The sequence below is a fragment of the Sphingomonas bacterium genome (assembly GCF_903644135.1).
GTDB lineage: Bacteria > Pseudomonadota > Alphaproteobacteria > Sphingomonadales > Sphingomonadaceae > Sphingomonas.
In genome coordinates this window covers 1-11,228 of sequence record NZ_CAHJXA010000056.1, presented here as the reverse complement: position 1 = coordinate 11,228, position 11,228 = coordinate 1, and the positions used below count along the sequence as shown (strand labels likewise).

15 protein-coding genes and 1 pseudogene are annotated in these 11,228 nt (G+C 64.1%); 8 read left to right on the top strand and 8 right to left on the bottom strand.

The window, feature by feature from the left end:
- From HUU96_RS04875 to HUU96_RS04865, 3 genes are all read right to left on the bottom strand, one after another.
- Positions 1–445: recombinase family protein (locus HUU96_RS04875; protein WP_174291731.1), on the bottom strand; the 445-nt coding region annotated here is incomplete at its 3' end.
- Positions 442–855, bottom strand: a complete 414-nt coding sequence (locus tag HUU96_RS04870) for a DUF2924 domain-containing protein (protein ID WP_174291730.1) — start codon at positions 853–855, stop codon at positions 442–444. The genes HUU96_RS04875 and HUU96_RS04870, both read right to left, overlap by 4 nt.
- The gene (locus HUU96_RS04865) at positions 852–1,439 is read right to left on the bottom strand and encodes a DUF3489 domain-containing protein (RefSeq protein WP_254605002.1); all 588 of its coding nucleotides are present in this window, start codon (positions 1,437–1,439) and stop codon (positions 852–854) included. The genes HUU96_RS04870 and HUU96_RS04865 overlap by 4 nt, the downstream gene beginning before the upstream one ends.
- Positions 1,440–1,736: 297 nt before the next feature.
- Here HUU96_RS04865 and HUU96_RS04860 point away from each other — a divergent pair, with 297 nt between their 5' ends.
- Positions 1,737–2,696 (top strand): hypothetical protein, encoded by a 960-nt coding sequence (locus HUU96_RS04860; RefSeq protein ID WP_174291729.1) that lies wholly within the window; start codon positions 1,737–1,739, stop codon positions 2,694–2,696.
- An 11-nt stretch (positions 2,697–2,707) separates the two neighbouring features.
- On the opposite strand, the gene HUU96_RS04855 is transcribed toward HUU96_RS04860, so the two are convergent.
- Positions 2,708–3,112, bottom strand: coding sequence for a hypothetical protein (locus HUU96_RS04855; protein ID WP_174291728.1), 405 nt, complete (start codon positions 3,110–3,112; stop codon positions 2,708–2,710).
- 534 nt (positions 3,113–3,646) lie between these two features.
- Between HUU96_RS04855 and HUU96_RS04850 the strand changes: the two genes are divergently transcribed.
- From HUU96_RS04850 to HUU96_RS04840, 3 genes are all read left to right on the top strand, one after another.
- Positions 3,647–3,904 (top strand): hypothetical protein, encoded by a 258-nt coding sequence (locus HUU96_RS04850; protein WP_174291727.1) that lies wholly within the window; start codon positions 3,647–3,649, stop codon positions 3,902–3,904.
- A complete protein-coding gene (locus tag HUU96_RS04845) occupies positions 3,901–4,086 on the top strand; it encodes a helix-hairpin-helix domain-containing protein (RefSeq protein WP_174291726.1) in 186 nt (61 codons plus the stop codon). Before HUU96_RS04850 ends, HUU96_RS04845 begins: the two co-directional genes overlap by 4 nt.
- A 61-nt stretch (positions 4,087–4,147) precedes the next feature.
- Positions 4,148–4,372: a hypothetical protein gene (locus HUU96_RS04840; protein WP_174291725.1), complete on the top strand. Its 225-nt coding sequence runs from the start codon at positions 4,148–4,150 to the stop codon at positions 4,370–4,372.
- 38 nt (positions 4,373–4,410) lie between these two features.
- Here HUU96_RS04840 and HUU96_RS15305 read toward each other — a convergent pair whose 3' ends face one another.
- Positions 4,411–4,704, bottom strand: coding sequence for a hypothetical protein (locus HUU96_RS15305; protein WP_368039738.1), 294 nt, complete (start codon positions 4,702–4,704; stop codon positions 4,411–4,413).
- 279 nt (positions 4,705–4,983) lie between these two features.
- Complete coding sequence (locus HUU96_RS04830; protein WP_174291723.1) at positions 4,984–5,139, bottom strand: hypothetical protein; 156 nt, start codon at positions 5,137–5,139, stop codon at positions 4,984–4,986.
- A gap of 411 nt (positions 5,140–5,550) precedes the next feature.
- Between HUU96_RS04830 and HUU96_RS04825 the strand changes: the two genes are divergently transcribed.
- Positions 5,551–6,645: a helix-turn-helix domain-containing protein gene (locus tag HUU96_RS04825; protein ID WP_174291722.1), complete on the top strand. Its 1,095-nt coding sequence runs from the start codon at positions 5,551–5,553 to the stop codon at positions 6,643–6,645.
- Positions 6,646–6,658: 13 nt separating this feature from the next.
- Complete coding sequence (locus HUU96_RS04820; protein WP_174291721.1) at positions 6,659–7,153, top strand: hypothetical protein; 495 nt, start codon at positions 6,659–6,661, stop codon at positions 7,151–7,153.
- 62 nt (positions 7,154–7,215) lie between these two features.
- Here HUU96_RS04820 and HUU96_RS04815 read toward each other — a convergent pair whose 3' ends face one another.
- Both HUU96_RS04815 and HUU96_RS04810 read right to left on the bottom strand, forming a co-directional pair.
- Positions 7,216–9,693, bottom strand: coding sequence for an HD domain-containing protein (locus tag HUU96_RS04815; RefSeq protein WP_174291720.1), 2,478 nt, complete (start codon positions 9,691–9,693; stop codon positions 7,216–7,218).
- A 2-nt stretch (positions 9,694–9,695) separates the two neighbouring features.
- On the bottom strand, positions 9,696–10,103 hold the full coding sequence (locus HUU96_RS04810) for a hypothetical protein (RefSeq protein WP_174291719.1): 408 nt from the start codon (positions 10,101–10,103) through the stop codon (positions 9,696–9,698).
- 95 nt (positions 10,104–10,198) lie between these two features.
- On the opposite strand from HUU96_RS04810, the gene HUU96_RS04805 reads away from it, so the two are divergent.
- Both HUU96_RS04805 and HUU96_RS15365 read left to right on the top strand, forming a co-directional pair.
- On the top strand, positions 10,199–10,630 hold the full coding sequence (locus HUU96_RS04805; protein WP_174291718.1) for a hypothetical protein: 432 nt from the start codon (positions 10,199–10,201) through the stop codon (positions 10,628–10,630).
- A gap of 461 nt (positions 10,631–11,091) precedes the next feature.
- A pseudogene (locus HUU96_RS15365) lies at positions 11,092–11,228 on the top strand (IS6 family transposase); the annotation flags it as partial.

Genomic DNA, 11,228 nt, shown 5'->3' with positions numbered 1-11,228 from the left:
CGCGCTCGAACTGCGCGAAGCTGAGCAGCATGTTGAGGGTGAGCCGGCCCATGCTGGTGGTGGTGTTGAACGACTGGGTCACCGAGACGAAGCTGGTGCCGGCCTTGTCGAACGTCTCGACCAGCTTGGCGAAGTCGAACAGCGATCGGGTCAGCCGGTCGACCTTGTAGACGACAACGGTGTCGACCCGGCCGGCGGCGACCTCGGCAAGCAGCCGCCGGAGGGCAGGGCGCTCGAGCGTGCCGCCGGACAGCCCGCCATCGTCATACACGTCCGGCAGCGCGGTCCAGCCTTCGCTTGCCTGACTGAGGATGTACGCCGCGCAGGCCTCGCGCTGCGCGTCGAGGCTGTTGAACGCCTGCTCCAGCCCCTCGTCCGATGACTTGCGGGTGTAGATGGCGCAGCGAACGACCTGAGGCCGCACGCTGCCGTTGCTACCGCTCATGCCGCGACCTTCCGCTTCAGCCCGAAGAACGCCGGCCCCGACCAGCGGGTGCCGGTGATCGCGCGGGCGACCTCCGACAGCGACCGCCAGTCGCGTCCATCCCAGCGGATCACCTGGTCCTCGCCGATCTCGACGACATGTACTTTGCCGCCCCACTCGCGCACCAGCCGCATGCCGGCAGCAGGTGCGCGGGTGGTGGTCTGGCCGCGCTCGAGCTGGTCGAGCGCGGCGGTGACCCCGCGCGGCAGGCTGCCCAGCGCCGCCGCCTGCAGCTCCCAGGCAAGCGCCAGCCTGAGCAGGCCTGGCGAGACTCGCGGTGCGGCCGTGCCGGTCGCCCGCACCCAGGCTTCGCGCAGCGCTGCCGAGGACATCCCCGGCAGCGCCGCCAGCCGCTGGTCGAGCGCGCTCATTGGACCGCGACGCTGTAGCAGGTGGCATCGCCGCGCTTGCCGCGCTCGACCGCATGGCCCTTCTTGCGCAGGCCGGTCAGCGCCGCCCGGGTGGTATGCGGCAGCCAGCCGGTTACCGCGATCAGCTCGGCGAGGGTTGCGCCACCCGGCCGGCGGAGCAGGTCGAGCACCATCACCATCTTGCTTGGTGACTTGGCGGCGGTCCCGGGTGCCTGGACCGGAGGCTTATCGTTGCCGGCGTTTTGCTGGTCGGCACCGGGCGGGAGGACCCCGATCGCCGCTGCGCCGGCGGCGGTGAGGAACAGGCCGAACCGCTGCTCGCCCTCGGTGCGGCGTGTTGCCGCGGGGTCGCTGGTCTCGCGCTCCTCGGCAAGGCCGCGGGTCACCAGCGCATCAAGCGCCTTGGTCGCGCCGCCGCCGGGCTTGAGGCTGGCCGGCAGCGGCAGGAGGCTGCCGCCTTCGCGCTGCGCCGCGCTCGAGAGCAGGACGGCCTGGGTGTCGGTGAGGTTGGTCATGATGCTGGTCTCCATCGGGACCGGCACCAGCGCCGCTCCCACCAGCCACAGCCCCGGTGATCGGCTCACCCGGGGCGCTACCGGGCGACTCGGTCGTCTGCCTGCAGCACCAGCGCTGTCGCTCTGGTGGCCGCGCAAGTCGAACGAAATGTGCCGGTGCCGCAACTGAGGGTCCGGCATGGCGAAGTGGTGGCGTCGTGGCGAGCGAACGGTCGACTGGGGAGTACGAGATTACTGAAGAGTGCCAGACCGTAGCCGGCTTGTTCGTCGCAGGTCGTCGGCACGCAACACGGTAACTCTGCCTCGCCATCTGTTCCTGCCAAGGTACGACGCTATAGTCGTTGCCTGGGCAACAAGGGGGCAATCATGAGCGACCGAACAAGCCGGCTTCGTATCGGCATCATCTGCGCAATGATGCTGGGTACCTCATCGGCGGATGCGCAGTTCGGCTCGTTTGGCGATGCGCTTCAGAAGCTTGCGGCTCCATCGCTTGGCAAGTTGATGAGCGGTCCTGCGCCCGTGTCAACGAGCATACGCGATGCCGTGTACGGCGATCCCACTCGAGACGGAGCTAGTCCACGTGAGCGACCCCTGCCGCTGGAGACGCTGCACCGTACGCCGGACGGCGGCTTCGTGCTCGCAGCCGGCTATTACCAGATGAGCGACCAGAGCTACTGCCTCCACGCGGGGACCTTTGGACCCGGCGGCGGCGATGGCTATCTCTACGGTCCGCTGGTCGGGTCCGCGAGGGATGCCGTGACAAGCATCCTGCGGAACAGCGTCGCTCACCCCGATATCAACCAGCACGACGTTCAGCTCCTCCTGTGGGCGATCGTCGCGCGGGCGAAGTTCGAGGACCTGAATAGCGAGCTGAAGTATGTGGCAGCTCGGTTGCTGACGCCGCGCCAGATCGCGTCGTTGAACCGCAGCGCGCTGGGAATGTTGACCGGGCCGGAACTGTCCCGGTTCATGGGTAACGCGCCGCCGTTCGTTCGGCAGGTGATGGAGGCGGAAGCGCAGATGCGCAACCTGCTGTCCAGCTCCAGTCTCAACTACGCAGAGCTAGAGCGGCTGGCGGTTCTGACCGGAGCCGCGCCACGAGGCGACGGCAGCGTCGACACCCCGTCAGGTCGGTGGAGCAGACATCCGGACGGCTACCTGATCCGCTACATCCCGAGCGGCTACAGCCAGACGCTTACCCAGATCTGGGTCGAGCCCGGCAGCCCCGGGATCGGCATCGTCTACGATCCGGCGCTCGGTGTCGCGGTCCCCACCAACACCTCTCGCCAGCGCCTTGCACAATCAGGAAGGCGCTACGGTAGCTGAAGGAGGAGACATCACGTCTTCGGCATGCGGGTGATGGAGATCGTGGTGCCGCCGTCGTCCACCTTCGACGCCGCGACGCTGATCATCCCGTCGGGCGTGTCCACCATCCTGGTCGAGACGTCGTCGCTGGAGACCGTGTGCATCGGCTTCAACCCGGCCTGCGCGATCTTGGCGTCATAGAAAGCGGCGACCTTGGCCAAGCTGTCGGATGTCTGAAGCATCACGTTCTCGACCGGACCGCCTGAGGATTTCAGGTTCTGGTTCTGCGCCATCATCACCGCGCTGCCGGGATAGGCGGGCACCCATGCCGGCAGGTCGGTCGGCATCTTCGCCGAGCTGCCGATCTCGGCCGTTATGTTGCCGTTCTTGCGATCGTTGATCGTGACCGTTTGACCGCCGTCCGCGTGGTAGTCCACTTTAGAGGTCGGCTGCCCACAGGCTGCGAGAGCCAGCGTCACAAGCACAATCGTCCTGCTCTTCATCGCTGATCCCCGACCGGTCACCAATGATCATGCGCCGTTCGATGATCAGCGGCAAGGATCGTACTCGGGACCATCTGTTACCTTCAACAGCGGAGCCCTTGTACCAAGCCAAGCGGCGGCCACGACGCAGATCGACACGGTGATGATTAGCACTGACCGGCGATAGTGGTGGAAGCTCGCCAATCCGCCTCGGTGCAGCACGGGCGAGGAGCCGCCGGCCTTTCGACCGACGGCTTCTGCTTCAAAGCTGAGGAAGGGGTCTAGCTCAGGCGAAAATACTGCGACGGGTGCCCGACTACTTATGGCGTCCGGACACGCACTCGGAGACGTGGCAAAATGGTGGAATCTGGTGGATGCACGAACCGCTGCGCGGGAGTGGCGCTTTAATCGCGCTGCGGCCGAGCTTGAGACTGTCGGCAGTGGCAGCGTTGCCGCTATCGCGCAGCGCTCGAGAGCAGGACGGTCTAGGTGTCGGTGAGCTGGGTCATGATGCTGGTCTCCGTCGGGCGCGGCACCAGCGCCGCCCCCACCAGCCACAGCCCGGTGATCGGCTCACCCGGGGCGCTCGCGAGCGACTCGCTCGCCCGCCTCCAGCACCAGCGCTATCGCTCTGGTGGCCGCGCAAGCCGACTGGAATATACGGGATCGGGAACGACGCGGTCGATCGGGCGCTCAGCGCAGTGCTGGACGGGACCACGGGCTGGCAGCGCCAAGGAGAAGAGATGATCGACCTGAACACCGCCACGCCCGAGCAGCTCGACGGACTGCCGCAGCTCAAGGGGCACGGGTTCGAGATCGTCCGCTATCGCGAGGAGCGAGGCAGGTTCACGGCGCTTCGCCAGCTGGACGAGGTGCCCGGCCTCGCGGCGAAGACCCATGGACTGGAGCACCAGCTTAGCCTGGAGTGATCCTGGCGTCTCATGAGCAGCAGATCCGAGCGTCTGGCGTCGATGGTGGAGGAAATAGGAAATGGCTGAGGACGATAAGCTCCAGCGCGACGTCGATGCTTCCGAAGTTCCGACCTTCGCCCGAGCAATCCTGATCGCTCACCAGCACGAGGCGATACCCTATCTCGACATGCGCATCGCGCAGTTGGTCGAGGCCGGAGAGGATGATGACGCGGCGTTCTGGTCGGCGGTAAAGACCGACGCGAAACGGCAGATTGACGCGGGCGAGTGGAAGCCGGGATCGTAGCGTCGACAGGGATCGTTGATCGCTGGTCGATCGGCGCGCTAACCCTGCCAATCAGCCAAGGAGACAAAGTCCTGATCGGCACCGGATCGTGGTCGGTCGAACAGGCGCAGCAGATCGTCGAGCACGGCAACGTGCAATGGCTGACGAAACTCCAGTCCCGATCGCAAACCGTCGCTCCAAGCCACTGAAGTGCCAATCGGACCCGTATGCGGGAATGTAATCGACAGGTAGGCATCGCGTGCGAACCGGCACTGGATGAGGGCCCGGCAGCCCATTCGAGACAGATTATCCACGCGGCATGAGAGCTGGCCAGCCGCAGAACTGGTCAGCATTGCCGGTATCGACACCTGCCGCCGGGGCGCGCTCCTCAGCGCCTCCGGGTCCACAAGATGCGCGTACGGCATCGTCGCTCTCATGGCTCAATCCAGTAGTAGCGCATCGCGTATGAATGTCTGTCCGTCTGGTTGGTTGCAGCGCAGCATGACGGACCCGTCAGCTAGCCATCAAAAGGCAATTGGTCTTCCGCTTCATGGCGTAGACGAGGGACGACCACTACAGCCTCCAGCGCGCAACGGGACCGAGCACCCGCGATCGATGACCGCGCTGAGCAGCTAGGCGAAGTCGCCGAGCTGCGCCGCGACCTCTTCCTCCCTCGCCTGAGCCTCGTCATCTGGCGCGGCGGTGCTTTCCGTCTCCGGCGCGACGCTGGTTGTCTCGACGGCCATGTTGCTGCCCTCCGCGATTGGCTTGGTCGGTTCGTCGGCCATCTGCTCGCCTCCTTGCGTGGTGCCACCGTCATGGCAGCTTCGCCACGAACGGCAAGGCCCGCACAAGCTCATGTCGATCTGCAAGAAGACCTGACCGCTAGCCCCGTTCGATGTCGCTGAGTCGAGCGTCTGCTGTTGAAGCGGAACGTCTACACTCGGGGCCAACTGGTGGAAACCGGCTTGGCTGGTTTCGGGCGCAAAACGCCGGGAATGACCTTTCGTTAATTCGCCAGGACGAGGGTTCAAACGCCAATCGCTGGTGGCATCCTAAACAGTCAGCTACCGGGAGCGCCCTATCACCCGCTCTCTATGAATTAACGGAATCTGTAATTCGCTATTTACCCGGCTTGCATGGCGCATTATCGGTGTGTGCCATGAGTTGAAAGGGTATGGATGCATGGCACAGTGGTGATGGCGGAGCATCCTGGGCAGAGGGTGAAAGCGCTTCTGGTCGAAGCAGGATGGACGCAGGCGGAGCTCGCTCATGTGCTCGGCGTGCCAGCCGCCACCGTGAACCAGATCGTCCAGGGCAAGCGGCCCGTCACGGCGGGAATGGCCAAACTGCTCGGCGTCGCTTTCGCTCGGGCCGCGATCGAATTTGCGGATCTCCAAACGCGCTGGGACCTCGTACACGCTCCCGAACCGGATGAAGAGGTGAGGAGCCGCGCGCTTGCACAGTCTCGCTTTCCGATCCGTGCCATGATTAAGCGCGGCTGGATCAGCGATGCACCGGGGGCAAGCACTCATAACGAGCTGTGCCGCTTCTTGGGCGTGAACACTTTGGAGCGGATTGGCGAGATTGGCCATGCCGCGAAGAAGAGCACCGAAGGCGCTTTGACCGGTGAACAGGTCGCATGGCTCTACCGCGTCCGCCAGATCGCGAAGGAAATGGTGCCGGAGGAGTACAGCCCGGACAAGTTGCACGAGGTTATCGCTGCCCTCTCGGGATTGCGAAGCGATCCGAACGGAATCCGCTTCGTTCCCCGGCTTCTTAACAAGGCCGGAGTACGGTTTGTCGTCTGCGAGACGCTGCCCGGAAGCCGGATTGACGGCGTCTGCCTATGGCTCAACGAGAAGTCGCCGGTCATCGGCATGTCTCTTCGATATGACCGCATCGACAACTTCTGGTTCGTCCTACGGCATGAGTGTGCCCATGTGCTTCATGGGCACGGTCGGGACAGCGCCATAATCGACGCCGATCTAGATGGCGACGTGTCCGCTTCAGTTGACGAAGAGGAGCGGATCGCGAACGGCGAGGCCGCAGATTTCTGCGCCCCGGCGAAAGAACTGAACGACTTTTATCTTCGCAAGCGTCCCTTCTTCGCGGAGCGCGAAGTGCTCGCCTTCGCCAAGCGCATCAAGGTTCACCCGGGACTGGTGGTCGGCCAGCTGCAGCGCAGGATGGGGCGCTTCGACTTCCTACGTAAGCACCTCGTCGGAGTGAGAACGACGCTGGGCGGCTCAATGATGATGGACGGCTGGGGCGACTTGGTCCCCGTAGGCTAGGAGTGGTTTGACGATGGCGAGCTACAAGGATCAGGTCCGTTCGATTTGGGAACGATACAGAGAGGAGGTGTCTAGGGACCCGGTGGAGCTGCGCGAGGTCGCGGCGTGGGCGCTTTCGAAGCGGCTCTGGGCGCCGCGCCCAGTCGACCTGCAGACCAGCCTCGCCTCTGACCTTGCCGACTCGCTTCGCGAGGTTAAGCGGGTGGACAAGGCCGGGCGCGAGTATCGCGCGCACTTGCCCGTGCGCTCGAAATCTGAAAACGGCCTCCCGCTTTTTATCTGGGGCGACATCGACGACGCGCCGCGGGCGCACGTAGAAAAGGGCATCCAGCAGGAGCGCCGATCAATCGCAGCCGACTGCTACGCCCTCGCGATGAAGGTGGAACACTACAACGAGGCTCATCCTGACGAGGAGCCGATCCAGACCATCTTCAACTTCGAGCAGGACATCGAGGAGGAGAAGATCGCGAGGGGGCTAGGCGGCGAGGACATGGACGAAGCCGCCTAGCCCCCCCTTTTCTAAAGCTTACGCGTCGATGCCGGCGTGATCTTCACTCGCCTCTCGGCTTTTTACCCGCCCTCCTGCGAGGGGAGCCTGGCGCCAAAGGGAAGGTCTATCCTGATTTCGACGCGGTTGTCATTCTCGTCCGAGATCGGCCTGATCGACACCGCCTTCGTCTTAGCCGGTACGGTGCCGCTGACGGTCATGCGGCGGGCGGCGACCACCACAACCAGCTGCGACGACAGCGCGAGACCATAGCGCCGCCCTTGCGCACCGGCACCCTTCCCGACGCTTCCAGGGTTGGCTGGCTTGCCATGAAACTTGTTCTCAATGAGAACCTGCCGCTCGACAAGTAGATCGAGCTCTCCCCCGGCGATCTCTGTCCCCTCGTCCACCTGCAGGGTTGCGCGCAGATGCTCGGCGAGAAGCTTCTGAAGCGCCGCTTCGTTCTTCAGCTCCGACGTCGTTCGTGATCCTGCATACCAGCCGTCGACGAAGCGCCAGATGGACTCGAGCGTCCTCGTCAGGGCATCCCGGCCGGCCGCCATTAGGCCACCCTTGAGGTTCCTGTTTAGCTGACTGGCCATGCGGGAAGCGAAGTCTGGATCCTCCGCGAGCCAGGCGTTTGGGACGGCAAGGTCCTCCGCTCTAACCCTCATCAAGGAATGGCGCTCCGAGGTGAGGAGCTGCGAGGTGTCGGCGTCTATCAGGTCGGCGGCGATCAGGGCGTCGAGCCAGCCTGCGTCAATCGACTGCCCGGCCTTGATGTAGGCGTCAGCGTCCTTTGCCATGACGATGCCGAAGCGGCGCAGGAAGGCGATGCGGCTCGCCAGGGCGATCACCGGCAGCACTGCCTTTGCGCAGAACACGTATCCGGTACGCTTCTGCAGGTCGTAGGCGTCAGCCCATTTCTGCGGATTGAAGGAGAACTCGGGCAGTTTCAGCGATCCGTCGGGATAGCGCGCCAAGATGCGGATCGCTCCTGCCTTGCGGCCGGGAAGATCAACGATGATTTGCTCGGGACCGGTCTCCGCGAGGGACTGCGCCATCCGCTCCATCGCGGCGCGGTCGACGTCCGCCGCCGACAATGCGCCGGCGATATCGAGCGCCAAGGCGTGGATCTCGGCACCAAGTTCATAGCGCGGGTGCAGTCCGTCGAGCCGCTTTACGACCTCCTTCCACTGCGCGTCCCGGTTGGCATCCGCCACTTCGGCGCCCATGCCAGGTGGGGCCGCGATGAAGCGGCCCCTGAACGCGAACGCACGGTGCAGTAGGTCGCGGTCTAGGATCCCGCGCGCCAAGGCAGATGCGGAAGGAGACGATATGTCGAGTTTGGGATGCGCGACCTCGCCGGCTACAATCCTGAGGAAGGTATCGTCACCGACCGAGAGGAAGATCTCAGCGAGCTCGAAGCGGCGCCCTCGATCCCGTTCCGCGACCAGCAGCATGCGCTGGGCCATCGCCTCGGCTGCGCGAACCTTGTGATGGTGGTAAAGCCGGTCGTAGAGGAACGTGCGTCCGATCAGCATCTGCTCGAACGAGCCGTAGCCCGACGCGGCAATGCCCACCTGATGAATAACGTTGTTATTCGCGGACGCGATCCGCTCCCTCATCGACGGGTCGGCGCTTTCGAGGTTGCTGTCCCGGATCTGCAGGATCTCGAGCTTGGACAGCAGCCGTTCGGTATCGAACCCGATTTCCAATCCCGAGTGGTGGGCGTCCCGCTGAAGGAAATCGAGTCTGTCAGCGTCAACCTGGCCCGATATGACCGTGGAAAGGTGCGTCACTCCGGGTCCCGCAACGCCGCCGATGATGCACGCGATGATCCGCTCCTGCACCTCGGTGGCATTCAGCCCGCCTAGGCGGAAGCTGCCGGAGCGGAGAAGCTCGGTGACGGCATCCGACACTACGATCATCACGGCGATGACCTCCGACGTCGCGGGCCGGCTGTTCAGGCTGTAGCGGCCGGTTAGTAGCGTGCTAGCGCCGCGGAGTTCCCGCCGCCACTCGCCTCCGTCCTGTGCGGCAGCGTTGAGCGGAGAGGTGAGTTCCAGCACCGGTTCTAGCGCGTGGCTAAACGGCCCGTGGCCCAGGTCGTGAAACATGGCAGCGAGTCGGAGTGTGGCACGCTCCTCCTCGTCCACCCCGGGTATCACCTCCCCGGTCTGCTCCCTCTTGAACTCGTCGTTGCGGCGGGCGACTTGCCTGCCGAGCGCGTCTGACATCCTGTCTACGGCTCCGACCACGCCCATGATGTGTTCAAGCCGGTCGTGCGATGCTCCCGGGAAGACGAGTTGGGCCAGTCCCAGCTGGCGCACGCCCCGCATTCGCTGCAGGAGACGCGAATCGAGCAGCGCTACTTCGCGGGGGTGGAGTTCGATCGTGCCCCAGATTGGATCGTTCAGCTGCTTGGGCCGGAACCGCTGCGGCGCCTCGTCGAGGTCAGCGCGAAGCGATCCCAGCCAGCCTGTGCAGAGCGAATCTATTTGCTGCGCCAGCGAGGGTGCAGCCTCGCGTAGGGCGGTTCGGATAGGCGCATCCGCCAAGGTCAGGCTTCGGCCAAAGCCTCCGCGACGGGCGCGCGCGCGCGGAGGACAGCTTCCCGAAGCCGGCCGCCGATCGCCGCAGCCTGCGCCGTCGACAGATCATACGAGAGAACCGTCTGTCGGGCCTCCTCGCTGTCGAGCGTGATGATCGTCGACAGGTATGTGGGATTGGGCTCGCTCGTCAGCATTGCCTCCTGCGCTGCGAGCAGGATGTCCGGAAGTTCCAAGCAACGAAGACCCACGCCTGTCACGGAGAAGGTAAGCCCCTCTGCGAGCTCCCGCGGCAGCTTGTCGAGTTCCTCGCTAAGCGCACGATCGAGTATGCCGTGCGAAGTCGGCATGCGTTCGTCCTGTGCGCCTAGCTTCCAGATGGCAGCCAGGAGCTCGGCACGTTCGTAGCGGTTGGCCATTGCTCCCTCCATCTGGCATATCTGGCTTGTTGGGGTTAACACCAAGTTGAAACGGCCTCAACCCCAACTTGTTTCCGTTCGACGCATGGCGGTCCATGAACTTTACCCACGCCCAGATTCTCGAGCTTACCGGCATGACGCAGGAGCGGCTGCGGAATTGGCGGCGTGAGATGTCAGGTTTGGATGTCAGAGCCTCGCGCGGGGGGATAGTCACATTCGAGGAGGTCGTGCTCCTCGCTGTGCTGAGTCGCTCGATGGACGAGCTCGGGTTGCCTGTCGCGCTGATTGCCTCCCATTACGAGGAGTTGCTCATCACGTTCCAAGAAAATCAGTCGATTGGCGAGCCCGACGTTGTGCTGTGGCTAGGCGTGGATGCCGCAGTCGTGTGCCACATATCCTCACCACCGGAACTGGAAATCGCGGCGGTGGTCCGGTTGGGTCCCATCATTGAACGGCTATACGCCCAGGTCCATCACCCAGGAGGCAGGCAGTTGGCGCTGTCACTCGGTGCGACGACGACGCCCTGACCTTGTTTTGCCGCTACACTGTTGGTCGCGATAGCCACGGCGACGCCCACGCCCGCGAGCAGGAGGAGCAACGGAAACCCGATGTATCAGGAGTAGCTGGCAAGGCAGCGGCGGCTGAACAACCACCTCAACAGGGCAGGCGACGATCGCGACGACGCCGGTCAGCTACAACGGCGCGGCTAATTGGCGAGTGCTACCCTGATCTGCGCACAAGAAACAAAGAGCGAACGGACTGGACTGCGCCTGCGTCGCTCTGCCAAACGGCGCTATCGATGTGGAGGCAGGGCTCTTGGCTAACGACATCATCAATCTTACGGTTCATGAGCATCGCAGGATCGACGGCGGATTCGAAGTCCGGCTCAGCGGGGCGCCGCTTCCGGTCAATGGCCTCACGCAAAAGGTCGTTGAGGCACTGTCAAACCAACGTGGCAGCGGCGGCGGCCTGGTGATACTGGCGGCTGATGAGCCGCAAATCCCGAGCACTTCCGCCTTCGCCATTTCGCCGGTTCAACTCATCGCCCGAGGTGATCCGCCTTGTGGTGATGATGTACATTCGTTTCCCGCTGTCGCTCCGCAACGTCGAGGACCTGCTGTTCGA

Excerpts from the sequence above, each read along its gene's own strand:
- HUU96_RS04870 (WP_174291730.1), bottom strand. The coding sequence starts at position 855 with ATGAGCGCGCTCGACCAGCGGCTGGCGGCGCTGCCGGGGATGTCCTCG.
- HUU96_RS04860 (WP_174291729.1), top strand. The coding sequence starts at position 1,737 with ATGAGCGACCGAACAAGCCGGCTTCGTATCGGCATCATCTGCGCAATG.
- HUU96_RS04845 (WP_174291726.1), top strand. The coding sequence starts at position 3,901 with ATGATCGACCTGAACACCGCCACGCCCGAGCAGCTCGACGGACTGCCG.
- HUU96_RS04840 (WP_174291725.1), top strand. The coding sequence starts at position 4,148 with ATGGCTGAGGACGATAAGCTCCAGCGCGACGTCGATGCTTCCGAAGTT.
- HUU96_RS15305 (WP_368039738.1), bottom strand. The coding sequence starts at position 4,704 with ATGCTGACCAGTTCTGCGGCTGGCCAGCTCTCATGCCGCGTGGATAAT.
- HUU96_RS04830 (WP_174291723.1), bottom strand. The coding sequence starts at position 5,139 with ATGGCCGACGAACCGACCAAGCCAATCGCGGAGGGCAGCAACATGGCC.
- HUU96_RS04825 (WP_174291722.1), top strand. The coding sequence starts at position 5,551 with ATGGCGGAGCATCCTGGGCAGAGGGTGAAAGCGCTTCTGGTCGAAGCA.
- HUU96_RS04820 (WP_174291721.1), top strand. The coding sequence starts at position 6,659 with ATGGCGAGCTACAAGGATCAGGTCCGTTCGATTTGGGAACGATACAGA.
- HUU96_RS04810 (WP_174291719.1), bottom strand. The coding sequence starts at position 10,103 with ATGGCCAACCGCTACGAACGTGCCGAGCTCCTGGCTGCCATCTGGAAG.
- HUU96_RS04805 (WP_174291718.1), top strand. The coding sequence starts at position 10,199 with ATGAACTTTACCCACGCCCAGATTCTCGAGCTTACCGGCATGACGCAG.